Annotated in this window: 19 protein-coding genes; 12 read left to right on the plus strand and 7 right to left on the minus strand. The window is 54.0% G+C overall.

Annotation, left to right across the window (positions count from 1 at the left end; genetic code table 11):
* The first annotated feature begins 108 nt into the window (after positions 1–108).
* Positions 109–1539 carry a DEAD/DEAH box helicase gene (locus tag CHB83_RS22105; RefSeq protein ID WP_089334331.1) on the plus strand — a complete coding sequence of 477 codons (1431 nt, stop codon included), beginning with the start codon at positions 109–111 and terminating at the stop codon, positions 1537–1539.
* A gap of 137 nt (positions 1540–1676) precedes the next feature.
* On the opposite strand, the gene CHB83_RS22110 is transcribed toward CHB83_RS22105, so the two are convergent.
* From CHB83_RS22110 to CHB83_RS22120, 3 genes are all read right to left on the minus strand, one after another.
* On the minus strand, positions 1677–2090 hold the full coding sequence (locus tag CHB83_RS22110; RefSeq protein ID WP_045689563.1) for a hypothetical protein: 414 nt from the start codon (positions 2088–2090) through the stop codon (positions 1677–1679).
* A gap of 230 nt (positions 2091–2320) precedes the next feature.
* Positions 2321–3046 carry a uracil phosphoribosyltransferase gene (gene upp / locus CHB83_RS22115; RefSeq protein ID WP_082455614.1) on the minus strand — a complete coding sequence of 242 codons (726 nt, stop codon included), beginning with the start codon at positions 3044–3046 and terminating at the stop codon, positions 2321–2323.
* Complete coding sequence (locus CHB83_RS22120; protein ID WP_179225606.1) at positions 3034–3987, minus strand: GNAT family N-acetyltransferase; 954 nt, start codon at positions 3985–3987, stop codon at positions 3034–3036. Before CHB83_RS22120 ends, upp begins: the two co-directional genes overlap by 13 nt.
* A 177-nt stretch (positions 3988–4164) precedes the next feature.
* Here CHB83_RS22120 and CHB83_RS22125 point away from each other — a divergent pair, with 177 nt between their 5' ends.
* The 7 genes from CHB83_RS22125 to CHB83_RS22155 all read left to right on the plus strand — a co-directional run bounded on the left by CHB83_RS22125 (position 4165) and on the right by CHB83_RS22155 (position 12456).
* Positions 4165–6054 (plus strand): hypothetical protein, encoded by a 1890-nt coding sequence (locus CHB83_RS22125; protein WP_143437249.1) that lies wholly within the window; start codon positions 4165–4167, stop codon positions 6052–6054.
* Between the two features lie 111 nt (positions 6055–6165).
* Entirely contained in the window at positions 6166–6525 is a 360-nt protein-coding gene (locus CHB83_RS22130) for an ADP-ribosylation/crystallin J1 (protein WP_089334334.1), read from the plus strand.
* 59 nt (positions 6526–6584) lie between these two features.
* Complete coding sequence (locus tag CHB83_RS22135; protein WP_089334335.1) at positions 6585–8432, plus strand: ABC transporter ATP-binding protein; 1848 nt, start codon at positions 6585–6587, stop codon at positions 8430–8432.
* A 150-nt stretch (positions 8433–8582) separates the two neighbouring features.
* On the plus strand, positions 8583–9029 hold the full coding sequence (locus CHB83_RS22140) for a hypothetical protein (protein WP_143437250.1): 447 nt from the start codon (positions 8583–8585) through the stop codon (positions 9027–9029).
* 9 nt (positions 9030–9038) lie between these two features.
* Complete coding sequence (gene lpcA, locus CHB83_RS22145; protein ID WP_089334336.1) at positions 9039–9626, plus strand: D-sedoheptulose 7-phosphate isomerase; 588 nt, start codon at positions 9039–9041, stop codon at positions 9624–9626.
* Positions 9627–9773: 147 nt separating this feature from the next.
* Positions 9774–11312, plus strand: a complete 1539-nt coding sequence (locus CHB83_RS22150) for a YifB family Mg chelatase-like AAA ATPase (protein WP_089334337.1) — start codon at positions 9774–9776, stop codon at positions 11310–11312.
* Positions 11313–11424: 112 nt separating this feature from the next.
* The gene (locus tag CHB83_RS22155) at positions 11425–12456 is read left to right on the plus strand and encodes a quinone-dependent dihydroorotate dehydrogenase (RefSeq protein ID WP_045689383.1); all 1032 of its coding nucleotides are present in this window, start codon (positions 11425–11427) and stop codon (positions 12454–12456) included.
* A gap of 55 nt (positions 12457–12511) precedes the next feature.
* Here CHB83_RS22155 and CHB83_RS22160 read toward each other — a convergent pair whose 3' ends face one another.
* On the minus strand, positions 12512–13621 hold the full coding sequence (locus CHB83_RS22160; protein ID WP_089334338.1) for an acyloxyacyl hydrolase: 1110 nt from the start codon (positions 13619–13621) through the stop codon (positions 12512–12514).
* 291 nt (positions 13622–13912) lie between these two features.
* Between CHB83_RS22160 and CHB83_RS22165 the strand changes: the two genes are divergently transcribed.
* From CHB83_RS22165 to CHB83_RS22180, 4 genes are all read left to right on the plus strand, one after another.
* The gene (locus CHB83_RS22165) at positions 13913–14668 is read left to right on the plus strand and encodes a porin family protein (protein ID WP_089334339.1); all 756 of its coding nucleotides are present in this window, start codon (positions 13913–13915) and stop codon (positions 14666–14668) included.
* Between the two features lie 156 nt (positions 14669–14824).
* A complete protein-coding gene (locus CHB83_RS22170) occupies positions 14825–15487 on the plus strand; it encodes a porin family protein (protein ID WP_089334340.1) in 663 nt (220 codons plus the stop codon).
* A 139-nt stretch (positions 15488–15626) separates the two neighbouring features.
* The gene (locus CHB83_RS22175) at positions 15627–16319 is read left to right on the plus strand and encodes a porin family protein (RefSeq protein ID WP_045689387.1); all 693 of its coding nucleotides are present in this window, start codon (positions 15627–15629) and stop codon (positions 16317–16319) included.
* Positions 16320–16493: 174 nt separating this feature from the next.
* Complete coding sequence (locus CHB83_RS22180) at positions 16494–17405, plus strand: porin family protein (protein WP_179225607.1); 912 nt, start codon at positions 16494–16496, stop codon at positions 17403–17405.
* On the opposite strand, the gene CHB83_RS22185 is transcribed toward CHB83_RS22180, so the two are convergent.
* From CHB83_RS22185 to CHB83_RS22195, 3 genes are all read right to left on the minus strand, one after another.
* On the minus strand, positions 17343–18707 hold the full coding sequence (locus CHB83_RS22185) for a dipeptidase (RefSeq protein ID WP_089334342.1): 1365 nt from the start codon (positions 18705–18707) through the stop codon (positions 17343–17345). The genes CHB83_RS22180 and CHB83_RS22185 overlap by 63 nt on opposite strands.
* 505 nt (positions 18708–19212) lie before the next feature.
* On the minus strand, positions 19213–19854 hold the full coding sequence (gene plsY / locus CHB83_RS22190; RefSeq protein ID WP_089334343.1) for a glycerol-3-phosphate 1-O-acyltransferase PlsY: 642 nt from the start codon (positions 19852–19854) through the stop codon (positions 19213–19215).
* A gap of 150 nt (positions 19855–20004) precedes the next feature.
* Positions 20005–25197, minus strand: coding sequence for a hypothetical protein (locus CHB83_RS22195; protein WP_089334344.1), 5193 nt, complete (start codon positions 25195–25197; stop codon positions 20005–20007).
* Between the last annotated feature and the right edge of the window lie 201 nt (positions 25198–25398).

Genomic DNA, 25398 nt, shown 5'->3' on the forward strand with positions numbered 1-25398 from the left:
AAAGTTTTTTTCTAAGTTTTTGCTAACTCCTTACTCCCCTTGTTGTAGAGTACCCGCCTTTGCCGCCAAGATTACCCGTACCTTTGTGGTTTCTAATGCCTTTTTGCCATGTCTGATACGCCGCAGCCTCTTTCCTTCGCCGACTTCAAGCTTAATAAGCAACTTCTCATGGCCGTGGAGGAGGCCGGCTTCGAGCAGCCTACTCCCGTGCAGGAGCAAACCATCCCGTTATTGCTGGCCGGCCACGACGTGCTAGGTATTGCTCAAACGGGAACCGGCAAAACTGCGGCTTTTGGGTTGCCTTTGCTGATGAAGGTAAAATATGCCCAGGGTACGCACCCACGGGCCCTCGTGCTGGCTCCTACCCGGGAGCTAGCCATGCAACTGGAAGGCCATATAAAGAAGCTGGCCGTTCATACCGACCTACGCATTTTTGCCATCTACGGCGGCCTAGGGCCCAAAACTCAGATTGAAACCATTGCCAAAGGCGTTGATATTCTGATTGCGACGCCCGGCCGCCTCATGGAACTGTACTTGAAGGGCGATTTGGTGCTGAAAGAACTGAAGACATTGGTGCTGGATGAGGCCGACAAGATGATGGACATGGGCTTCATGCCCCAAATCCGGCGTATTTTGGAGGTGATTCCGCGCAAACGTCAGAACGTGCTGTTCTCGGCTACGATGCCAGATAAAGTGACTACCCTAAGCGAGGAATTTCTGGAGTTTCCAGTGCGAATTGAAGTAACCCCCGCCGCTACTTCGGCCCAAAATGTAAGCCAGAGCCTGTACGAGGTGCCCAACCTGCTCACGAAGATTAACCTATTGGAGTACCTATTGCTTGACTGGGACACGTTCCACCGGGTTATGATTTTTACGCGTACCAAGGAACACGCCGAAAACGTAGCGAGCTTCCTCCAGCGCAAAGCGCACGGAGAAGTACGGGCCATTCATGGCAACAAAGGCCAGAATGTGCGCATCAATGCCATGGAGGCGTTCAAGGCCGGCGATATCCGCTTCCTTGTGGCGACGGACGTGGCGGCCCGTGGCATTGATGTACCCCAGGTAAGCCACGTCATCAACTTCGACGTGCCATTAGTGTATGATGACTACGTACACCGCATTGGCCGTACGGGCCGAGCCCAGCATACAGGGGCAGCCATTACCTTCGCGAATGAGGCCGAAATGCACCACATGCAACGCATTGAGGAGCTAATTCGGCAGCCTATTCCATTGCTACCACTGCCGCCGGAGGTAGAAGTGGCCAAGACCTCCTTTGAGGAGCAGCAAAGCATGGACCGCGAGAAGGACGAACGGCGTAAGCGCGAAGATCCTAGCTTCCAGGGTGCCTTCCACGAGCGTAAAGAGTGGATAAAGCCGGGGGTAACCATTGATAAGCGGACAGGGCGCGAATACGTAGCTGGCCCCAACCGTAGTCAGAAAGGGCAGAAGGCAAACCCATCGAAGGGCAAAGCGTCCTCCCCTTCTGCCAAGGCCTTCCGGGCTGCGCAGGGCCGTGCCCGCAACCGCCGGAGCAAATAGCTCGGCAGCGCCTGAGAGCTATTGGGTGTGGTATACTTGCCGGTCAAGAGCAACTAACAAAAGGCCGCTTCTACTAGAAACGGCCTTTTTGTTTAGTCAGATAGCAACTCAGCTGCCATGCCTTATCCGTGGTTCAGCTACCGATAATGGTCAAAGATGGGGAGGTGACTAAATTTGATAGCCAACAAGGTGAAGGCTCCACCCCAAAACATGGCACTCCATAGCATGTGCACCAGAATGCGCCAGCGGGGTACGTGCAGTTGGGTAGCAATGACAGTACCCCCAATTGGGCTAAACAGAATGGGGGTCAAGAATGCAATGCCTACAATGCCGAAACGGCGGTAGATGCTGACAATGGTGCGACTCCGTCGGCTAAACAATGGCTTGCCTTTTTCCGCGCGTTTACGCCGCTGGTGCATTGCCCATGCCTTTCCCAAGCCTGAAACCAACAGGACAGTTGTCATCATCCCGGCCACGGAAAGTATCCAGATGAGTTGGGGCGCTACGCCCGCGGCTACGCCTGCAACGGGCGCTGCCACGAATTTGAACATGCCAATGGCAAAAACGGAAGCGTATTTGAGCAGAGTAGGTACCACGTTTGTTAAATCTGAACTACCCGATGCTAGAGAAGCGGCGCGAAAGTTGGGGAGGAAGCTAGTTAAGATAACACCCCACCATCAGAAGGGTTCGACTGGGCGAGTTAGCCCTTTGTTATCTTCTCTATGAATAACGGCACTGCCTTGCAAATACCTTACCGGCTAAGCAGTAGTCCATCAAATAGTTAGAGCTTACTACCATATGATAAGTCGCCGGCATCGCCCAAGCCGGGTACGATGTAGGCCTGCTCGTTCAAATGGTCGTCGATGGCAGCCACCCAGAGGTTGGCTTCGGGCACTTCGCGCGTAACGTACTCCACGCCCTGTGGGCTGGCAATAACGGCCGCAATGTGCACCTGCCGGGGCGTGCCAAAGCGCAGCATAGCTCGGTACGTCTGCACCAATGACTTACCCGAAGCGAGCATGGGGTCAGCCAAGATAAGCACCCGCTCATCAAGACTAGGAGCCGATAGATAGTCGACCTGCACTTGTACCTGGGCGGTACCCTCAATGCGGTACGCCGCCGCAAAAGCAGAGGGCGACTGATCGAAATAGTTGAGGAACCCTTGGTGAAAGGGCAGGCCCGCGCGCAGTACCGTAGCAAGCACCGGAAAGTCGTGAAGTTGCTTGCTGCTGGATTCGCCCAAGGGGGTTGTCACCGTTTTATCAGTGTAACTCAACTGGGAGCTGATACGGTAGGCAATGATTTCGCCGAGGCGCTGCAAATTGCGGCGGAAGCGCAGGGAATCATGCTGCACTGTTACGTCGCGCAGTTCCGCTAAGAAGTGATTGGCAATGGAGGGCTCGGCACAGACAATGTGGACGCGGCTAGAGTCGTATAGAGGCTCCGCTGGCTTGGAAGGAGCGGCGGCGACGGGAGTAGTGGCAGGAATAGGCTTCAGCGCATCCATTTCAGGTACCAGGGGCGTTGGGTGAATGATAAGGCCGCGTATGGCACGGGCACGGCCCCGAAATTGGCGAAAAAACGGGCAATAGACGGTATCATTCCGCCTTCAAAATCAAGAATCAGCTCCGGTGTGCCGGCGTAGCGACGGATTTGCGAGTCGAGCAGCAACACAGGAGCGCCTACCTTCTTCCCCGCCTCCGAAGCCGCCGCAAACAGATATACTAAGCGGGTGCGATAGTGCACGAACAGCGCCCCAGCCAGTAGCTCATCCGTTTCGGGCTGGCGCACTTCCAGAACCTGTAATACTTGCTGCTTACGTAAGCTTGTCACTAAGCGCCGCATCATGCGGTAATGACGACTGCGGAGGTCGGCGGCTTTTCCTTTCGTTTGCTGGAATAACGTCAGTACTGGCTCCGCATCGTCCGTTGCCGTGACCAGGAGCGGCACTATGGCAGCTTCATTGAGACGCAAACGGCGACGGTAATCAGCGGCGTAAGCAGCCCGCACTGTGGCGTAGGGCTGGTCGAGCGGTAGGTGGTAGGTCTGGCGCGTTTGCCAGGTTAAGCTTAGTTGCCGTGCCGGTGCGGAGTCTTGTAGAGAGAATAGGCCATTAGCGTCATTTAGCTGGGTATAAAAGCTGGTGTAGTGGCCTGCTATGGTAGCAACTCCCCGGAGCAGTGGCCAAGCGGCTCCAAGTATACCCAACTGCTGCGTAAAGGGCGGCTGGTAGACTTGCTGGCCCCAGGGCCGCCATTTCACAGGTAAGGGCCATAGGCTTAGGTAGCGGCCAGTCTGCTCGTCTACTTCCACTAGTGCATCCCACCGGCCGGCGGTGGCCTGCAACCACCATGAGCACGCGTAAGGCACCACTTGCTGGGCCGAGTGTACGCACGCATCCCAGGCAGCTAGGTCAATTTCGGAATAGCGGAGCAGGCGCGGCAGCATAATACCAAAGGTAGGCGCGGTGGCGTTGTAACGCAGATTTTCCCGTGGTGTACACCTCATACTGCCCGCCACGGGCACTCTATCTTCCTCATCTAGCCCGAAGTAGCATCCCATTCTTGCGCTAAGTCCGTAGGTTTGTTGTCCCGCTCGCCGGCTCTTGTATAAGCGGCTCTGTTTATGAGAAAATCCTACCTTCTAGTATCAGGCCTTTCGGGTCTGCTCACGTTATCAGCCACTGCCCAGGACACCCCGCCTACCCGGCCTATCGACGGACAAGGCAACTGGCTAACCTATGACGACCCGCCCAAGGAGCCGCGTCCGGTCAAATCAGCGAACTGGAACATCACCTCAAAAGGGGAGGCTAAAACAACAATGGGTACGACGTACGTACCCTTGGACGCCGATATCTACCGGCTTATCGACCGGTATGCGATACAGTATGGAGCTGACTCGTTATCCGACCTGCACACATCGGTACGGCCCTACACGAGAGCATCGGTAGCGCGGTTGGCAGAGCGTATTCTCCGCGATTCAACAGCGGGTTTGTCGCGCCAAGACCGCTACAACATACGCTACCTGCTGCGCGACAACTGGCACGATGCCCGCCAAGACTCGGCTATCAACCTGCGCGAGAAACCTATTTTAAAGCACTTTTACGAGCGGCGCTCCGACTTGTACAGTGTGGAGCTGCCCAATTTTTCACTGCGTATAAACCCAGTTTTGGGCTTAAGTCTGGGCAACAGTGATGGTAGCAAGAGCTATAGCTTCCTGAACACTCGCGGCGTACAGGTAGAAGGTACTATCGACCAGCGCCTTGGTTTCTACACCTTCCTGGCCGATAATCAGATGGCTGTGCCAGAATACGTGCAGCAGCGTGTTGAGCGGGACCAGGCCGTACCACATGAGGGCTTCTGGAAGCCGTTCAAAGCTACTCCGGGTCAGTATGATTTTCTCTCGGCACGGGGCTACCTTACCTACGCAGCAGGTAAGCACGTTAGCCTACAGCTGGGCCACGACCGGAATCAGATAGGCAATGGATACCGCAGTCTTATTTTATCGGATTATGCGGCGCCCTACCTCTTTTTAAAGGCACAGACGCGCATTTGGAAATTTCACTACGAAAACCTGTTTGCCCAGATGACGGCCGACGCGCCGAATGTTGACGCTTCGTACGACCGAAAGTATTTGGCTTTCCACCATTTGAGCTTCGACGTGCTGCCCAATTTAAATGTGGGCGTGTTTGAAAGCGTAGTATATAGCGGCTATTCCGCTACCAACGACACATTATTAGTAACCCGAGGTGGCGTACAGCAACAAGTAATTCAGCCCCGTCGGCGTGGTTTTGAGCTGCAATACCTCAATCCTATCATCTTCTACCGGGCAGTAGAACAGGGTACCGGCTCCGAAGACAACGCGCTGCTAGGTTTAGATTTTAAATGGAATATTAAACGGCGGGTACAGCTCTATGGCCAATTAGTACTCGATGAGTTTGTACTCAGTGAGATTCGGGCTGGTGATGGCTGGTGGGCTAACAAGCAGAGCATTCAGTTAGGGGGCAAGTACCTTAACGTAGCAGGCATTCGCAACCTCGATATCCAGGGAGAATTCAACTTCATTCGCCCTTTCATGTACGAACATGAAGATAAGTTCCGCAACTACCAGCATTACCAGCAACCGTTGGCGCACCCTATGGGAGCTAATTTGTGGAAACTGATTGGCATTGTCAGCTACCAGCCACTGCCCCGCCTGAACGTGGTGGCCAAAGGATTTTATGTCAAGCAAGGACTCGACCCTAATGGCCAGAACTACGGCTCAAACCCCAATTTACCATACACCTCGCGCCCTCAGGAGTATGGCTTCCAGGTAGGGTCGGGCGTCACCTCTTATCTTTTCCATGGTGACTTCACGGCTTCTTATCAAGCCGCCCATAATCTTTGGTTAGATGGTAAGCTGATTGTACGGCACCGCACGCTCGACCAGCCTGTATCCTATTTCACGGCCGGCACCGATGCCTTAGCCTCTGTGGCCTTGCGATGGAACATCGCCCAGCGCCTACACGAGTTTTAGGCCCATCATAGAAGAAACGAATACAGCTGCACGAGGCGAAGCGCCTTCTTCGTGCAGCTGTATTCGTTTTTTAGTGCCTGCCCAACCATACAGCCTCCTTACAGCCCTTTCATGCGTCACGACCCCGCTTCTATATTCCTGTACCGCCCCGTCAATCAGCAGGAGTTAGATTTGATTGCCGCAGCGGGATGGACGGCTTTTCCGCTGCGTAGGCCAGAGCAGTCTGTTTTTTATCCGGTGCTGAATGAGACGTATGCGGCCGAAATTGCCCACGGCTGGAACGCGCCCGCCGCTGGCGTGGGCTACGTGCTACGCTTCGCCATAGACGCCGACTACGCCAATACATTTCCGGTGCAAAACGTGGGCGGCCAAGACTATGACGAGCTATGGGTACCGGCCGAGGAACTAGCGGAGTTTAACAGCTACATCGTAGGTCAGATTGAGGTAGTAGGTGTGTTCAAGGCCGACTAGCGCCTGTTGGGTGCAGCTGGGCACAGGCCACTGGGAATGCGCTACCTTTGCCGCTTCCAATGAAGACCTACCTCCGCATTCTGCAATATGCCCGCCCGTGGGCGGCTTTTCTACCGCAGTACCTACTGTACACGGTGCTAACTATCTTTTTCAGCATCGGCAACTTCACGCTCATTATCCCGCTGCTGAAGGTGCTGTTTGATACGACGGATAAAGTGCCGTTGCAGGCTCCTGAGCATTTACCTTCTTTCCGTCCTACCATTCAGTGGGTTACGGATACTTTCAACTACTTCTTTGCCGATGTACTAGCGGCACGGGGTAAGCTTGGGGCTTTGGCTTTTGTGTGCGTGGTAGTGGTAATGTCGGTGTTGCTGAGTAATGTATTCCGCTACCTGAGTTTGCGGCTGCTGGCCAAAGTACGCGCCCGCGTCATCCAGAATTTGCGCCACGACCTCTATCACCGCATTATTGGTCTGCAGTTGAGCTTCTTCGGCAATGAGCGCAAGGGCGACCTAATGTCGCGCTTCACGAGCGACGTGCAAGAAGTGGAAACGTCCGTGGTCAACACCATGACGGCCGTAATCAAGGAGCCTCTGACTATTGTGGCCTACTTCGTGGTGCTGTTTCATATTTCGGTGCCACTCACGCTGTTCACCCTCATTTTGCTGCCTATTTCGGGTGGCGTAATTGCGGGCGTGGCCAAGCGGCTACGCACCCAAGCAAAGCAAAGCCAGAGCACCCTGGGAACTATGCTTTCAGTGATTGATGAAACGCTGGGCGGCATTCGGGTTATCAAGGCCTTCAATGCCCAAGATTACATCAAAGGCAAGTTTGAGGAGCAAAACAACCAGTATGCGCGCACCTCGCGGGCCATCGATAATACCCGCGACTTGGCTTCGCCCTTTTCGGAATTTGCCGGCGTTTCGGTGGTAGCCGGGCTACTGTACTTTGGTGGCACCCTGATCTTAGGCGGACAGTCGAACTTGAATGGCGAAACGTTTATTGGCTATGTGATTCTGTTTTCACAGGTGCTCACACCGGCCAAGGCTCTATCGTCCTCGTTTGGCAACATCCAGCGCGGCTTGGTGGCTGGCGAGCGGGTACTTAGCATTATTGATACCGAGCCGATGATTCGGGACCGGGCCGATGCGCAGTTGCTACCAGCCTTTGAGCACCATATTGAACTCCGCAACTTACAGTTCGCCTACGGTGATACCCCTGTACTACAGGACATCAACCTTACCATTCCCAAAGGAAAAACGGTGGCGTTGGTAGGACCCAGCGGCGGGGGCAAAAGTACGTTGGCCGATTTGCTGCCGCGTTTTTATGACCCTACCGGCGGACAGTTGCTCATTGATGGTCACGATGTACGCGACTGCACTATCCACTCCGTGCGCGACCAAATGGGCATCGTAACTCAGGAAAGCATCTTGTTCAACGACACCATCTTTAACAACATCCGTTTCAACACTCAAGCCACAGAATCGGAGGTAATAGAGGCCGCCCGCATTGCCAATGCCCACGATTTTATCATGGCCTCGCCGGAGGGGTACGCTACTATCATTGGCGACCGAGGCAGCCGGCTTTCGGGGGGGCAGCGCCAGCGCCTGAGCATTGCCCGGGCCATCCTACGCAATCCTCCTATTCTAATTCTGGATGAAGCTACTTCCGCGCTCGACACGGAAAGCGAGAAGCTGGTACAGGAGGCATTAACCCGTCTCATGCAAAACCGAACCTCACTGGTTATTGCCCACCGCCTCAGCACGGTGCAGCACGCCGACGAGATTGTGGTACTCCAACACGGCCGCATTGTGGAGCGAGGCACGCACGAAGAACTGCTGGGCCGCGAAAACGGCCTGTACAAGCGCCTAAGCCTAATGCAAACCAACAATGCAGCACTAGTCTGATTTGCAAGACTACCACCACACGGCGCATCCTAGCCAAGCAGAACAATACGCCACACGCAAGAGTAGGCAAAGCCCTATATTTAGTCCGTTAAGTTGGCTTCTGCGTACTAGGGCCAACGTTTCTTTCTTCACCTAGCCTTCCGAAACTCCATGCTTGCTCTCAAACGCCTCGTCACAATACTCGTAATGGTGTTCCTGCTGCTGGCTCTGCTGTTGCTATTGGTTCCCTCCGTGCAGGCCTCTTTTGCTGGTATATTTGGCTCTCCCCAGGGGCTATTTCAGGGCCTCTTTATCACGGCGGTTGTGCTGCTAGGCTTGCAATTGATTACTGAAAATCTTGACAGCGTAATTTTACGTCGCGACGTAGCAGCCCGGGAAACCAAAATCAACGAGCTTAAAGCGCGTCTTTACGATCAGCAGATGGAGCAGCAGCGCGCCGCCGACCGTCCTCAGAGCGCCCCGCGTACCGGCGTAACTACTTACCCTGAACCGCGCACGCCCGTGTACCCCGAGTCTGACCCGAGCCTGCCGCACGCCCCCATTGATCAGCCTACTTCCACTACCCCACCGAGCAGCACGAACCGCCCGGTGCAGTAATTCTTCTCCGTGACCCAACCTTCGCTTTCTGACCTCATCCGGGCTGAGTTGACGGATGCCCAGGCCGTTCTCAACCGTTTCCTACAGGACCCTGCCCACATACAAGCCATCGAGCAGGCGGCACGCTTAATGGCCACGGCCCTCACGCAGGGCGGCAAGATTCTAAGCTGCGGCAACGGCGGCTCCCTCTGCGACGCACAGCACTTTGCCGAAGAACTAAGCGGCCGCTACCGCAACGACCGTCGCGCCTTAGCGGCTATTGCTCTTACGGAGGCCTCGCACATGAGCTGTGTGGCCAATGACTACGGCTACGACTACGTGTTCAGCCGCTTTGTGGAGGCCCTAGGCCGCCCTGGCGACGTGCTGCTGGCCATTAGCACGAGCGGTAATTCTCCTAATATTCTGCGCGCGGCCGAAGCTGCGAAGGCCAACGGCATGGTGGTAGTAGGGCTTACTGGTAAAGATGGCGGAAAGCTAGCCAGCCTGTGTGATGTTGAAATTCGGGCTCCACACTCAGGCTATGCCGACCGGATTCAGGAAATTCACATTAAGGCCATCCACATCATGATTATGCTGATTGAAAACTTGGTGTCGTAATCAGGTTCATGTACACGAAAAAAGGCCACCCTGGGGTGGCCTTTTTTCGTGCATGCAAAGTTAGACTTTATGTATACCAACGGACCAATGATATTAGTAACTTCGCTTTGCGTAGCACCCATTTAACCATTAGATCTATCCTGTTTCATGCTTACTAAAACCTACGGCTCTGCCGTGCAGGGAGTTAATGCTTATACTATTACTATTGAAGTAGTTGTATCACAAGGCACTGGTTTTTTCGTTGTGGGCCTGCCCGATAATGCTATCAAAGAAAGCCAACAACGGGTAGAGGCCGCTCTCAAGTTTAAGAACTACCGGATGCCCCGTACCAAGGTAGTCGTAAATATGGCTCCTGCCGATATTCGCAAGGAGGGCTCCGCGTATGATTTGCCCATTGCGCTAGGCATTTTGCACGCCTCCCAACAGCTTACTACCGAGCGGCTAGGGGAGTATATAGTAATGGGCGAGCTAGCCCTTGATGGTGCTCTACGTCCAGTTCGCGGGGTGCTTCCTATTGCTATTCAGGCGCGCAAAGAAGGATTTAAGGGTTTCATTCTGCCCAAGGAAAACGCCCAGGAAGCAGCCATTGTCAACAACCTCGACGTCATTCCCGTCGATACCATGCAGGAGGCCGTCGACTTTCTAGAAGGTCGCCAAGTTATTGAGCCGGTGATGATAGATACACGGGAGGTTTTTCAGCATACGGCCAATCAATACGCCGCCGACTTTGCCGACGTACAAGGCCAAGAGAACATCAAGCGGGCTTTGGAAATTGCTGCGGCTGGTGGTCACAACGTTATCATGATTGGTCCTCCTGGTGCGGGCAAAACCATGCTGGCGAAGCGGTTGCCTAGCATCTTGCCTGCTCTCAGCATGCAGGAGGCCCTGGAAAGCACCAAAATACATTCCGTGGCTGGCAAGTTGGGAGCCAACGCCTCCTTGCTGAACATGCGTCCCTTCAGGGCCCCGCACCACACGATATCCGACGTAGCGCTAGTAGGCGGGGGCGGTAATCCACAGCCGGGCGAAATCTCCTTGGCTCACAACGGCGTGCTTTTTCTAGATGAGCTACCCGAGTTTAAGCGGACGGTGCTGGAAGTAATGCGCCAGCCGCTGGAGGAGCGCCGCGTAACTATTTCACGGGCCAAGCTGAGTATTGACTTTCCCGCCAACTTCATGCTCATTGCTTCCATGAATCCGTGCCCCTGTGGGTACTACAACCACCCGGAGAAAGAGTGCGTGTGCGGGCCAGGAGTTGTGCAGCGCTACCTTAACAAAGTGAGCGGGCCACTGTTGGACCGAATTGATTTGCACGTGGAGGTGACGCCGGTCACGTTTGACCAAATGACGGAAACGCGGCGTTCAGAATCTAGCCACGACATTCAGAAGCGGGTAGAACTAGCCCGGCAGTGCCAAGCTAAGCGCTTCAGGGACTTTCCTGATATCCACTCCAACGCCATGATGCCGTCGCAAATGGTAAAGGACATTTGCCGAATTAACCCGGCGGGCCTTACGCTACTTAAAACGGCCATGGAGCGCCTGGGCCTTTCGGCCCGCGCGTACGACCGTATCCTGAAAGTAGCGCGTACTATTGCCGATTTGGCGGGCACCGACGACATCGAGATTCAGCACTTAGCCGAAGCTATTCAATACCGCAGCTTAGATAGGGAAGGCTGGGCCGGCTAGGAAGTAATTCAGGCTACAACCAAGTAGAATAGCAGCAGTGTCGTTGACTGTGGCGGCAGAGCCTCCGCTTCACATCGCTACTTCTCAATTTCACCCGTAGCTTTGCAACACCATGTATAAAGCGCTGCTCAAACCGTTGCTGTTCCGGCTAGATGCCGAGCAGGCTCACCATTTGGTACTCGACAACCTGAAACGGGCCAGTGCAGTACCCGGCGGCATGGCCCTCCTGCGGGCACTGTACGACTTTCAGCATCCTAGCTTAGAGCGCGAAGTATTTGGGCTTCCGTTCCGCAACCCCGTTGGGCTAGCAGCTGGCCTCGATAAGAACGCCATGGTTACAGATGAGCTAGCTGCGCTCGGTTTTGGTTTTGTGGAAATTGGAACGGTAACCCCGCGTGCCCAGCCTGGTAACCCAGCCCCACGCTTGTTTCGGCTACCCCAGGACGAAGCCTTGGTCAACCGCATGGGCTTTAACAACGAGGGGGCCTTGGCTGCGGCAGCTCGCTTACGCAAACGGCAGTCAGACATCATCATTGGCGGCAACATTGGCAAAAACAAAGACACGCCCAATGAGCTAGCGGCCCAGGATTACGTAGCGTGTGTGGAGGCCCTGCACGAAGTGGTCGATTATTTCGTGGTCAATGTATCGTCGCCGAATACGCCAGGCCTGCGCCAACTCCAAGAGCGGGAGCCGCTTATTCAATTGCTACAACAGGTGCAGGAGCGCAACCAGTCCCTACCCCGCCCTCGTCCCTTGCTGCTTAAAATAGCACCTGACCTCACCGACTCCCAGCTTGATGATATCTTGCTTATTGCGCGGGAAACGGACTTGAATGGTCTCGTTGCTACGAATACCACCATCAGCCGGGACGGACTGAGTACGCCAGCAGACCATGTGCACACCCTTGGGGCCGGCGGCCTGAGCGGGCGGCCCTTGCGCCAGCGCGCTACCGAGGTTATTCGCTACCTGCATTACCACAGCCAAGGCCACCTTCCGATTATCGGGATTGGTGGTATCCACTCTCCGGCCGATGCGCTAGAAAAGCTGGCGGCCGGTGCGTCTCTGATCCAGCTCTATTCGGGCTTTATCTACGAGGGGCCAGCCCTTATAAAGCGCATCAACCGCAACTTGGTAGAAGCATAACCCTTCGTCCTACATAGCCTGCCCTTACGCGTGGAGCGTACCCAGGTATATTAACCTACAACCGGGCCCCGACCCGGAATTCTATTACATCGGCGGAGCCACGGTGCACTTTCAAATCTACGTTGCCGAATACCCGATCAGTGAAGTAGTATTTTAAGCCCAGGCGCTCGTAGTAGAACTTGTTGGATTTATAGGGATTATAGACGTAGAAGCCCAGGTGCGAAACGAAGGAGAGCCGACCAAATAGGAGTTCGTGCCCAATGTATACGCCTGCTTTTTTTACGTCTGGGAGCTTTTCGTTGGTGCGGGCGGTATCACGCAATTGGGCCGACAAGCTCCGGTCGTAAAAACCCTCTAAGCCCGCCGTGAGCAGACTTTTGCGGTTGAGGCGGCGAGTTGCGGCGAGTGTGAGTGAGTTGACTAGGTACTTGCGCCGGTCGGTTTCGTTGCGTTGCTTTATTCCCACAGTAGTGCTCAGCTCCACTCGATTGTGGCCCACATCGGTAGGCTCGGAGGCGGGGTCGGGGGGTAAGGGCGTGAAGGGCCGCTGCTGGTGATAGTTGAAGCCCAGGAGTACGGTGGGCAAGTTAATGCCAAAGTTGGGCTTCGTGGTGGCACCATTGGAGTAGTGATTGAGGCCAGCACCCAGCATAAGCCCAAGATGCTCGGAAAGAGCTACGTCGTATTCAGCCCGAAACTGAATGGTAGCATTCAGGCGAGAGCTGATGATGGTGTTCTTGTGGTTGGTGGCTTGGTCGTAGCGAATGGGAAAGAAGCCCACACCCGTACCTAGGCGAAAGCTCAGTTCCTGCCGCTGCGTGCGCCAGAAGCTCTTGTTGATGTACATGGTAGCCGCGTAGGAGCGCCCTAGTACAGTATTGTGGTAATCGTAGTACACCAGAGCAAGCCCCACTTTAGGGTAGCGGTACCACGCATGCCACGGCGCCGACCCGTTCGTTTGACGCTGTACGTTCAGCTCAAGGCCCGTAGGGTGCGATACGGCGAGGTGCTTTACGGCAGGAGTGTGCGCTAGTATAAAGCTTCCTTGCGCGTAAGCACCTAGCACTAGCGGGCCCACTGGCGTTTGCTGCTGTTGTGCATGGGCCTTGCCTACCCCCACTATCCCGAGCAACCCAGTTGCTACTACTCTAAGGCGAATCGTCATATGGAAGCAAAACCAGCGTTTCAAAAATAAGAAAACTGACCGGATGCGCGACGGCAGCAACCGAAGCTGAACAATGAGGTCAGAGTTTTATCAAAAATTGCAACGTGCTCTTGCTGTTGTACTTCGCTAATACTTGCTAGTTACTATTAGGCTAATTCTTACCTAAATCAGGACTTAACCGCAACTAAACCCCTGTTTTTACGCTATGATGCCTTGAAAACCACGAGGAACGTGGCTGTAGTGGTCAGTGAAGTGGTCTTTGTAGGTGTTGTTTCCCATTCTTCTTTTCCCATGAAAAAAATTGCAGCTCTCACGGTAGTTCTAGCTTCGGCCGCTTCATTGGCTCACGCCCAGGACGCCGGAGGTTTCCGGATCGGCGTTAAAGTTGGCGGTACATATTCCAATATCTCCGGCGACAACGTAAGCCAGATTACCGGTCCGAACTACAGCACCGACTTAGGCGACTACAAACTAGGTTACAACGGTGGTATCTCCTTGACCATCCCCCTGAGCAGCGACGGCTTCTTCTCTTTCTCACCCGAACTTCTTTACAACCGGAAGGGCTACGAAATTCAGTCGAAGCAGACAGGCAACCTAGGTACTGAAAACGGTAAGACCGTTGAAAGCCGCGAAATAGAACAGAAACGCGTGCTGCACTACTTGGATGTGCCGCTGCTTGCCAAGATTAACGCGGGCGGTCTGTTTTTCGAACTAGGCCCACAAGTAAGCTATTTGTTTGGCTCGAAGAACAAGCAGCAAACGACCACTAAATACACAGACGGCACCAAGAATAAGGCTGACAACGACGGGGGCTTCTTGGACTACAGCGGCATCAAGCGTGGCGAGTCGTCTAAGTCTGACTTAGCACAGTTCGACATCAGCGGCGTGGCTGGCATAGGGTACATGACCGACGGCGGTGTTAGCCTGGGCCTGCGCTACGCTCGTGGCTTCAACTCCCTCATTGACACGAAAGACCAAGACAACGAGCCGAAGGCATTCAACAACGCCTTCACTCTCCAGCTTGGCTACCTCATCCCTACTCGCTAGGCGACTAGAACAATCAAGCAAAGCTGCCCTGGCGACGGGGCAGCTTTTTTGTTTACGGAACATATTCTTTTTTCGAGCCGCCTCGTTTAAGCTACTACTGACGTGCTTACTTAGCTTGTTAGCGGTTCATTTTCAAACATTTGCTTTTTTATCATCATGAAAAAAACCGTATGCGCGCTAGCTTTTGCGCTGGCTGCTGTTGCCGTAACTTCCACTGCCCAAGCGCAGGGAGTCCGTTTAGGAATTAAGGGGGGAGCCAACTTGTCCAACCTGTCGGGCGACCTTACCAACGATGATGGGTACGACAACAAAGTGGGGTTTCATGGCGGCCTGATGCTCAACGTAGGCTTGCTTGATGACGGGTTCCTGTCCTTGCAGCCAGAAGTGTTGTTTTCGCAGAAAGGCTTCGATTATAATGACAGCTACGCCTTTGGCGTGTACAAGAACACCGGTAGCGTTACTTACAACTACATTGATGTGCCAGTGCTCCTGAAGCTAAAGGCCGGTGGCTTGTTCTTCGAGGCAGGCCCGCAGTACAGCTACTTGCTGAAGGTGAAAGATGAGTCGACTCAGACACTTAACGGCAACGTTATTGCCCGAGGCTCGGGAGAAGCCGACCTCGACAATGTGAACCGCAACGAGATTGGGTATGCTGCCGGTCTGGGCTTTCAGTCAGATATAGGAGTGTTACTGGGTCTGCGCTACAATGGCTCGTTCACGGACTTTGCCAAGAACAATAGCTACCGCAATGGTGAGCTATCAAACGCTCGCAACTCGGTGTTTCAGCTTTCCTTGGGCTACCTTATTCCCAGTAAATAGCATTGCGCATTTACAGTGGCAAAAGCCCCATCCAGCTACCTGGGTGGGGCTTTTGCGTGGTAGTAACGGGTACTTGGCACACTTTTAGTCTAGTCTAAACACGTGCACATTTTCTCACCTTCACCACTCTAGTTGCACCATGAAAAAGAAACTGCTAACTGCCGCTGTCCTGCTTACTGTAGCCGCAGCCTCCTCTGCCCAAGCCCAAGGCGTACGTCTGGGCCTGCGTGCCGGCGCTAACTATTCCAACCTAGCTGGTAACGTACGCAACGAAAACACTTACAATAACAAGCTAGGCTTGCTAGGGGGCGTGATGCTGAACGCCGATGTCACCGGCGACGGATTCTTTTCTATTCAGCCCGAAGTTCTGTACTCACAGAAGGGCTTCGAGAACAAGCCAACAGAGTATACCAACCTGATTGGAGCTAAGCAGAAGCGCGAAGGCAAAGTAAACTACAATTACCTCGACGTACCCGTTTTGCTGAAAGTGAATGCGGGCGGCTTTATTGTAGAAGCAGGCCCGCAGTATAGCTACCTGCTTAGCGCTAACAACGAAACCAGAACGACTACTTATCCGGCCCTTGGTGGCTCGCCTCGTACTTCTGAAACGCAGAATAAAAAGGATTTGGATGGCCTAAACCGTAGCGAGCTTGGATATGTGGCGGGCATCGGCTACCAGGCCGATAATGGTGTGAGCCTAAACCTGCGCTACACCGGTGCCTTCAGCGACTTTGTGAAAGGTGATAACGGCACCTATTTCGACGGTGACTTGCAAAACGCTCGTCATTCAGCAGTTCAGCTTTCCTTGGGCTACCTCATCCCTAGCAAGTAGCTTGCAGCTAGCTTCCTAGCCAACTACCCGATCTTCTACTGCGGAGGTCGGGTAGTTGTGTGTTATGCGGGTTGGGAACTACGCATTGGCTTATACTAAGCAGTGCGGCAGTACCGTTTAATAAAAGTATATATATATATATCTCTTATACTTATGCGTATCGTCTATTGCTTTTTGCTTGCATTCCTTTTGCTAGGCACCTCTATTGTTCAAGCTCAAAGCGTGTTGACAGGTCTTAAAGGCGGAGTTGCCATTGCCAATGCCATTGGGCGCGATGCTACCGGCAGTACCCTTCGGTTTGGCTGCCAGGGTGGGTTAGCTCTTCGGTTGAGGCCTTATAAGCACCTAGGCATACAAGTTGAAGCCCTCTACGCCCAGCGCGGCGACAACAGTACTAGCTACGGTCCTTCATTAGGCCATCAGCTAAATTACCTCACCATCCCAGTAGTAGCCCAGTACCACTTTGGTGATATTTTCTTTGAGGGCGGCGGGCAGTATGGTCGTCTTCTGTCGGCCAAGCCGGTGCAGGAGCAGCGTACTGCCATCGGCCGTGCGGCCTTCAACCCTCAAGACATGGGCTTTCTGGTAGGGTTTGGCTACCAAGATACTACGGGCCTGATGGTAGGATGGCGCTACATAGGTGGCCTCAGCAACGTGTATCGTCGCGTAGACTTGGCGGGTAGTAGCCAGGTACAACTCCGTAACAGCGCCATGGAGTTCTACCTAGGTTATGTGGTAGAGCCCATCAAAATAGTAAGGGGCAGCGGCCACTTTGCTGTAGGAACAGCCAAGCTAGTGTTTGTGAAGACGCCGGTTCTACTCTTTAAAGGAGTTAGGTTTTTACTTTACACAGGGCCCTCTAAGCTGGTTCGCGCCATCCGAGGCAAAGACCGCCCAGCCCCCACAGCTCCAGAAGTGTCCTCTACTACCCCAGTCCTACCCGCTTCTCCTACCCCAGCAAACTGGAAGAGGCATCCGCTGCAGCGGATGCCTCTTCCAGTTTGCTGGGGTAGTGGCCCAGACTTACTGCTGTACTGCTGCCGCGTAGTTGCGGTAGAAATGCGGAATCGTCTCAATACCCTTTAGAAAGTTGAACACACCGTAGTGCTCATTGGGCGAATGGATGGCATCGGAGTCCAAGCCGAAGCCTAGCAGCACCGTATCCAGCCCTAGTTCAGTTTTGAACATAGCGACGATTGGAATAGAGCCTCCCCCACGGGTAGGAATAGGCCGCTTGCCAAAAGTAGTTTCCATTGCATCGGCGGCGGCTTTATAGGCTACTGAGTCGGTAGGCGTTACTACCGGCTCTCCGCCATGGTGAGGCTTTACTACTACCGTTACGCCAGCAGGCGCAATGCTCTCGAAGTGCTTCTGGAAGATTTCCGTGATTTCATCGGAGGTCTGGTGGGGCACCAGGCGCATAGAAATCTTGGCGTAGGCCTTGGAAGCAATAACGGTTTTAGCACCCTCGCCGGTGTACCCACCCCAAATGCCGTTCACATCCAGCGTGGGCCGGATGCCGATGCGCTCCACTGTGGTGTAGCCTTCTTCCCCGTACGTAGCGGGTAGGCCGATGCTTTGCTTAAACTCTTCGTCAGAATGCGGTACGCGGTTCAACTCGGCCCGCTCCTCCTCACTCAGCACGGCTACCTTGTCGTAAAAGGCCGGGATGGTGATGTGGTTGTTCTCGTCGTGCAGGGAGGCAATCATCTTGCACAGCACATTGATAGGATTTGCCACGGCACCGCCGTAGAGGCCGGAGTGCAGGTCGCGGTTTGGGCCGGTTACTTCTACTTCGTGGTAGCTCAGGCCGCGCAACCCTACCTCAATGCTGGGCTGGTCGTTGGCTAGCATACCCGTGTCAGAAATCAGAATAACATCGGCCTTGAGCTTCTCCTTGTTGTTGCGCACGAAGATGCTTAGGTTATTGGAGCCGATTTCCTCCTCCCCTTCAATCATGATTTTGACGTTGCAAGGCACACCGCCTTCCTGGTTCATCACCTCCAGGGCTTTCACGTGCATGTACACCTGACCTTTATCGTCGCAGGCGCCACGGGCGTAGATTTTGCCGTCTTTAATAACAGGCTCGAAAGGTCCGGAGGTCCATAGCTCGTACGGGTCGGCAGGCTGCACGTCGTAGTGGCCGTACACCAGCACCGTAGGCAGGCTGGGGTCGATCATTTTCTCGCCGTATACAATGGGATTACCAGCCGTGGGGCACAGCTCCACGTTCTGCAGGCCCACTTCCTCGAAACGGGTTTTCAGGTACTCGGCGGCGCGCAGTACGTCGCCATGAAACTTAGGATCGGCGGATACGGAAGGGATGCGGAGCCAGTCAATCAGCTCACTCAGGAAACGCTCTTGGTTCTGCTCGAGGTAAGAAGCCATGCGGCGGTGGGGTTAGTTGGAAATGCGGGGGTAAAGGTAACAGATGAGCACTGACTCCATTTATCCTTAAAAACTGAGTAAGTTCTTCTGCACTGGTGATAGACGGGGCAGAAACAGGCGTTTTTCCCGTCGCGCGTCTCTACAACATAGAGGATAAGAAAGAGACAGTACCTGGATTTAAGAGCGGCACATGGATATGTTAGTCCTTTTCTACAACGTTTAATTATTAGCTCTTCTTCCGTCAGATATACAAAATGGATTAAGTAGCTTATCACTAATGATCATATCAGCAGAAGTAGGGATAGGATAAGCGGTACTACTATGTCGGCGGGAAACTTACCCTACTCAGTCATGAGGACAGTGGCCATAATTGTTAAGAGGAACATAAGCGGTATTCCATATTTCGGCCAGTAGGTAAGCAACGTGTGCAGTCGAATTCTGGAGTTACTGTTTGCTTCTAGCTTTTACTTGCTAATTGTCCAGTCACTCTCGCTGACAGTGTAAGTTACTTTTTATCCCAGGGCATGGGCACGCGGCTTTCGGTGCCGGTGCGCAGGCGGCCGATGTTAGCGCGGTGGGTGTACACGAGCAGGGCGGCCAGCACGAAGCCAAACCAGAGCAGCAATGAGTTGTCGGGCCGAAACTGGGGTAGCAGCTGGAGCAGAGCAAATACAACTCCAGCGGTCATGGACGACAGGGACACGTAGCGCGTGGCTAGTAGCATGGCAATGAATACCAGAATGCAGACGCCTACTGTGGCGGGCGCAATAGCCAGCATCATGCCCAGTACCGTAGCTACTCCTTTCCCTCCCCGGAACCCCGCGTAGATGGGATAAATATGGCCTAGCACGGCTAGCACTCCACATGCCAGTTGGAAGTAAAGCAACTGCTCTGGCTGAATAGCCCCCTGGTTGAGCATTACGCCAGCCAGGGAGGTAGCGGCCCATCCTTTCAGCACATCAATGGCCATTACCACGGAGCCGGGCTTTTTGCCCAGTACCCGAAAGGTATTGGTAGCGCCGGAGTTGCCGGAGCCATGCTCCCGAATGTCGAGGCCGTAAAACCAGCGTCCTACCCACAGAGCCGTTGGGATGGAACCAATAAGGTAGGCTGCTAGCAGCAACCCTAAAATGAGGGGAAAATTCATGGACGGGTGGGAGTAGGTGTCGAGCTATAGGACAAAGATACGCGGCAATAGTAGAGGGGTTGGGGCAGAGTATTCTCGGCAGAGTATTGTTTGCTTTGGCCTCCCTACAAACAAAACCGCCCTGCTAGCAAGCCAGCAGGGCGGTTTTGTTTATTCGTCGCCGAAGGGGTCGTTGGGGTCTTTTTTCTTCTCCTTCACTTTCTTTTCCTTCTTCTCTTTCTTCGGCTCATCCGCTGGCGCCGTGGCATCGTCTGCTGGGGCTACATCGGCCTTCTTGTTTTTCTTTTTGCCAGTGTCCTCCATGGGAGCATCGGCCGGGTCAGCATCAGCTGCGGGTTCATCCTTTTTCTTCTTTTTCTTACCCGTTTCCTCAACTGGCGCGGCATCAGCGTTAGCATCGTCAGCTACGACGTCCTCTTTGTTTTTCTTCTTTTTCTTCTTGTCGCCACCTTCCATAAAGTCGAAGTTGCCGGTGCTCTGTGGCTGGGCCACGTTCACTTTGCGCTTACCTGTTTCTTTAAGGAAGTCTTTGCGGAAGTGGTTGAGGAAAGTTTGCACCTCTTGGTCATCTCCGAGGTAGAAGCCGTACTCCGTGGCCGTGTTGTAGTCGCCTTTCGCTTTCAGACCAATGATTTCATCGAAGGAACCATGTTGGGCTTTGGCCAGCATCACGTTGTTCTGGTACTTGAGGTAGTACCACGTCTGGGGCTCGGCCTCCAAGTATAGCTCTACCGCGTCGCCGGTGCTTTCCCGCTTGATTTCAATGTAGCCGTCAATCATGGCATTGATATCTTTCTTACCAATGCTCACTAGGCCAATCTTTCCAACTGAGTACCAAGCCTTGAACTTCTCGTTCCAGCGCAGCTTCACCTCGCTAAGCACCAGTGTATGCAGAAACTTAGGCGACACCTTTTGTAGGGGCGTATAGTTCCCTTTGCGGTTGCTGTATTCCAGGGTAGCCTTGTTGCCAATGAACTCCGCCATCTTATACAGCTGCGCCTGTGAGCCAACCAGCGCCTCAGGCAAGCCCTTGGCATTAGTAGCCATATCGTTGCCCATAGCTTCCACCGCTTTTTCAGGCAGGTTAATATCGAAGGCCAAGAACGCGTCTAGGTCGTAGATGGCGCTGTCGGGTTTGGCATAGCCTAGGCCGGCGCCGGCCAGCGTGTAGTCTTTGTTGGAGTTGATTAGGTTGAGCTTACCCCGGAAATTCAAAGCTCCAGTTGAGTCGTTCAGGGTCATTACGGCGCCTTCGTACACATCTGGGTCGGTAGCCTCGTGGCGGCTGATGGCGTACTGCCGTTTCTTCTGGTCGTACGTCAGTGTGCCATCTACTTCAAAGATGTTCAGGTCGGTGACGCCGGGCTTGGGGGCTACAAACAGCGGGTACACCTTCGTCGTATTATCGGCCAAGAACAAGCCTGTGAGCATGGGGGTACCATCCTCCGCCTTGGGCTCACCTAGCTTGATGCGAATGCCTTTCGGGTCAATACTATCCTGCACCGCAAACCAGTCCGACGAGGCTGGGTTTTTCACAAAATCCAGCTTGGCTTGTCCATCGAAAATAAAGCCTCGCTTCTGCGAGTTCATCTTCACGCCACCACGGTAAGCAATGCGCGGAGCCAGTCGGAACTTGTCGGTGGCGAGTAAGGTAGCAACGGCCGTCGTAGGCGGCGACGCTGGTAGCTCATCCCCCGTTGTGTTGCGCTTGAGCAGGCCACGGCTTGCTTTGCCAGCTTTGCCGCTCATAGCTAGCATAGCCGTAGAATCGACGGCGAAGTTGGCGAACTTGATGGCGAAGGAATCAGCAGAAGCGTTTTTATAGCTGTACAGGGCATTGCCGGTAAAAGCATTGCGCGACTGAATTTTGATTTCGCCTTTGTACAAGCTGTGGTACTTGTGCAGGGTATCCATCACCACTTCGGCATTTTGGAAGGCCCGCATTTCCGCGTTGGGCAGGATGTACACTTTGTTGGAGTCGGGCGAAATCCAGGCGTCGGCGGCGGCAATGCGGGGCACTCCACCCGCTACCAGGCGGTAGCGGCTCAGGTCGTACTGGCCCGTAGCGGCTTGGAACTTCAAGCCATGCTGCTCGGGCTTGGTGCTGTAGAAGAAGGAACGCGAGGAGTCGGCGCCGGGCGCTACGCGCAACTGCACCAGCTTCTTTTTGTAGTCCCACTTACCACCCGAGAGGGTAGTTCGGTACTGAGAGTACGGCAGATCAATGCTAGACTTGTTATCGCCATCCTCCCGGGCAAATTCCGTGTTACCCGCTTTTAGGTCCGAGGTAAATGATACGTTGTTGGCCGTCAGAGCAGGCTTGTTCACCTCCGCAGACTTAATACTAAGGGTGGAGTTTTTGCCGGTGTAGCGCGTAGGCTTAAACAGCAGCGCCGTAGAACGAATAAACGACTGCGGACCATCTACCCGGCCGTTTCCGTAGAGGCCGCCTGGTGTGTAGGCCAGTGTACCTCTGAAACCGTAGGTATTGTCGTACAGCTTTAAGTTCTGGGCCTGGCTACCGTCGGCACTGCTCAAATACATAGAGTCTTGCTTCACGGCCCACTTCATTTGGTAACCGGGCAGCAGGCTTACTTTCGCGTATTCCGTCCCGTTCAGCGGACCGGGCAGAATAGTACCCGACTTACCAACCGTTACCACTGAGTCTCGGTAGAAAATAAACTGGTCGCTGGTGAAGTCGCCAGTCAGGTACTTCACGTTGCCAATCCCTTGCAAGCCACGGTTGCTCATGGTCACCTTGTTAAATAGGCGCCCTTTGCCACCGTAAAGCGGGAATCCTTCTTTCGGCACGTTGTAATTAAAACCCAAAGAGCCATCTTCCTGTAGGGTGAGCTTGGTTTGGAAGTTAGGCATGATGCCACCGCTCACAAACGTTCCCTTAAATCCTACCGCTGCCCGGTTCTTGTTATTCAACGAGTCGAGCTTAAACGGCGGAATGTCGAAATACATGGTGGTGTCGTAAGCGCCACCTAGCACTTCTGGCTTGTCGAAGAATACATACGCCCCGGTGCTGGCATCGAAGGAAGGGTAGGCCCCCAGCTTTTTACGCCCCGATTTATTGTTGGGAGCATTGATGTAGAGACGACCAGCCGAGGTTTTCTTTTTGTTGGTAAGCGTAAAGTCGGTGTCCTTGCGCGCTTTCATTACCGAACCCCGCGAGCCTTTACCCTTTACAATGATGGAGTCAATCTTTACCAGATCAATGTAAAAGCCATCGTAGTCGAACTTAAACTCTTTTCCTTTGAAGATAAAGGCCGAGGCGACTACCGTACCATTGAACAGAACTCCCCGGTTTTTTTGGATGCGAATGACGCTGGAATCGGGCTTCACAAACACGGTCACCGAGTCGTCAGAGAAGTTGAAGCGGTCAACACCGCGCACCAATAAGTCATTGGTTTGCAGGTTGAGGGTAGCATTCTTACCCGAAGGCGACAAGCTCTTGATGGCAATGTGGTCGTAGTCCTTCTTACCCCGTGAAGAGTTTACGTAGTGCGTAGCCTTGGGAAACAGCACTACCTGATCGGTTTGGGGATACCACTGTATGTAGCCGTCACGGGCCAAGCCCGCCATAGCTGAACGCAAGTTATCCGGCTTCAGACTCAAGGCCGTGGCCATGTCCTGAATGGTAAACAACCGTACGTTGCCGTGGCTCTGGCTGTAGCCTACTACCATCTGCAAGGGGTGAATCTTGTTGATGGCCTTGATCTGCTGGTAGCGGGTGTTGGTGTAAAACTCCTTCGATTCGAAGTTGGCGGTAACTTGGTTTTTAGCCGTCAGGATAGAGAAGTCGATGTAGGGGGTCCGCACGGGCCAGGTCAGCAACTCCGCCGCCACCTCCATTTGGTGGTAGGAGTCGTAGTAAGGCGTCGATTTGTACAGGCCTTCCTCGCGGGTTAGCTGCAATACTTGCTGCTTCTTGGTGTACTTCAGCTTTACGCCGGGGTGGGTAAGCGAGTCTTGCTTGTCCTGGTAGATGGTAACGCCAGCATGCTGGGCCGTGATAATTGTGTCGCCGAGAACGTACGCGCGGGAAGAGGCCTTAAACTTAGGCTTGCCGTCCACTTCCACAATAATGCGCGACAACGCCCCATCAAGCGACGCTGAGAGTGCACGGTTGCCGGATAAAGAGAAACCACCATAGTAGCGAATGTTGTCGCCGATGTTCTTAACCCGGGCGTTGTTAGTGGCAGAAATAAAGCGCGGGTAACCCGTATCCGTTGTAGCTGTTTTTTTCTTGATGCTGCGGTAGGCAAACCACCCTTTCACGGGTGATTCCAGCACGGCCGGGTACGTGAGCGTCACAGGGTTAGCCACAAATTCGGCCCGGCTGATGTCAAAGTCGTACGCCGCCAAGTCTGCCGTCACGGGATTGTTGTTTACCTGCCAGGCGTATTGCCCGCCGTAGCCGACAAAGCGGCTGCGAGTAGGAATTACTGCTCCACTAGTTTTACGGATGTAGATAGAGTCGCTCCCCGACGCCATAAACAGGTCGGCGTCTTTAATGATGAGTACTGGCCCGCGCGTAGAGGGTGCCAGGTAGGTATCATATGAAGGAGTGGCGGCAGCGTCCCAGCCAGAATCGGTGGCTTTGGTAGTTTTCTGATCGTCGCCCCACAAATCTTCATCGCCCCAGGCGTCGGCCTTCTTCTTGGGGGTTGCTTTGGTATTGAGCGGCTTGGTGGTGACGGCCGCTGTTACTGGGGCTGCCGGAGGAGCCGGGGGCGCCATAGAAGGCATGTCGGTTTCGTTGTAGGCATAGCTGAATGTGCCCCCTACTACCCGCAACGTGTTGTAACGGGATTTGTACAGAAACTTCGTATCCAGAAACTGCGCGGAACCGGCCAGAAACTTCTCGGCGTCGGTGGGCTGCTCCTTCTCCAACGTTTTGCCTACCACATTCAAGAACTCCGTCATCTGCTGATCGGAGAAGTTCTGTACTTGCGCGCCCGCGGCAATGGCCGTGTAGAAATGCTCGAAGTGAGGCCGGGGCCGGAACTTCCGCGTGAGCATGTACTGGCTCAGTGCAATAATGTAGCGCTGGTGCGTAGCCGTGAGTTTATTAGTGGCCCACAGTTGCTGCAAACGCGTGCCGGCGGCCTTAGAGGCAGTATTGTTGGTGGTAGCCATCATTGACTGCACATCCACCATGAATTGTTGCGGCTCACTGCTCAGCTTGCCCGTAAACTTGGGCAATGCTGGTGCCGCCGGAGCCGCCCCGGCCGCTTGTTTAGAAGGTGGCTGGGTCTTTGGCTGCTGCGCCCAAGCCGAAGAGCTCAGGCTTACTAACAGCGCACAAACCCATCCAAAAACGGTACGCTTCATATCAAATTCGTCAAAGCCTTATTAATCGCCTACAATTTCGACAAAACCCTGCACTTTTTAGGCCACTTCGCCTCTCCCCTAACCACAATCATAAGGGGCCCTACTTTTGTACCATTCTGAGGCTCAACCGGGTGCCCTTAGCTCCTACGGCTCGGCATCGTGCCGCTACGGTAGCTCCTAAAACGACACCACCCGCGCAAG

This window comes from Hymenobacter mucosus (assembly GCF_900188255.1).
Taxonomy (GTDB): domain Bacteria; phylum Bacteroidota; class Bacteroidia; order Cytophagales; family Hymenobacteraceae; genus Hymenobacter; species Hymenobacter mucosus.

Coding starts and splice junctions, on each gene's coding strand:
- CHB83_RS22105 (WP_089334331.1), top strand. CDS start 109: ATGTCTGATACGCCGCAGCCTCTTTCCTTCGCCGACTTCAAGCTTAAT.
- CHB83_RS22110 (WP_045689563.1), bottom strand. CDS start 2,090: ATGTTCAAATTCGTGGCAGCGCCCGTTGCAGGCGTAGCCGCGGGCGTA.
- upp (WP_082455614.1), bottom strand. CDS start 3,046: ATGGATGCGCTGAAGCCTATTCCTGCCACTACTCCCGTCGCCGCCGCT.
- CHB83_RS22120 (WP_179225606.1), bottom strand. CDS start 3,987: ATGCTGCCGCGCCTGCTCCGCTATTCCGAAATTGACCTAGCTGCCTGG.
- CHB83_RS22125 (WP_143437249.1), top strand. CDS start 4,165: ATGAGAAAATCCTACCTTCTAGTATCAGGCCTTTCGGGTCTGCTCACG.
- CHB83_RS22130 (WP_089334334.1), top strand. CDS start 6,166: ATGCGTCACGACCCCGCTTCTATATTCCTGTACCGCCCCGTCAATCAG.
- CHB83_RS22135 (WP_089334335.1), top strand. CDS start 6,585: ATGAAGACCTACCTCCGCATTCTGCAATATGCCCGCCCGTGGGCGGCT.
- CHB83_RS22140 (WP_143437250.1), top strand. CDS start 8,583: ATGCTTGCTCTCAAACGCCTCGTCACAATACTCGTAATGGTGTTCCTG.
- CHB83_RS22150 (WP_089334337.1), top strand. CDS start 9,774: ATGCTTACTAAAACCTACGGCTCTGCCGTGCAGGGAGTTAATGCTTAT.
- CHB83_RS22155 (WP_045689383.1), top strand. CDS start 11,425: ATGTATAAAGCGCTGCTCAAACCGTTGCTGTTCCGGCTAGATGCCGAG.
- CHB83_RS22160 (WP_089334338.1), bottom strand. CDS start 13,621: ATGACGATTCGCCTTAGAGTAGTAGCAACTGGGTTGCTCGGGATAGTG.
- CHB83_RS22165 (WP_089334339.1), top strand. CDS start 13,913: ATGAAAAAAATTGCAGCTCTCACGGTAGTTCTAGCTTCGGCCGCTTCA.
- CHB83_RS22170 (WP_089334340.1), top strand. CDS start 14,825: ATGAAAAAAACCGTATGCGCGCTAGCTTTTGCGCTGGCTGCTGTTGCC.
- CHB83_RS22175 (WP_045689387.1), top strand. CDS start 15,627: ATGAAAAAGAAACTGCTAACTGCCGCTGTCCTGCTTACTGTAGCCGCA.
- CHB83_RS22185 (WP_089334342.1), bottom strand. CDS start 18,707: ATGGCTTCTTACCTCGAGCAGAACCAAGAGCGTTTCCTGAGTGAGCTG.
- plsY (WP_089334343.1), bottom strand. CDS start 19,854: ATGAATTTTCCCCTCATTTTAGGGTTGCTGCTAGCAGCCTACCTTATT.
- CHB83_RS22195 (WP_089334344.1), bottom strand. CDS start 25,197: ATGAAGCGTACCGTTTTTGGATGGGTTTGTGCGCTGTTAGTAAGCCTG.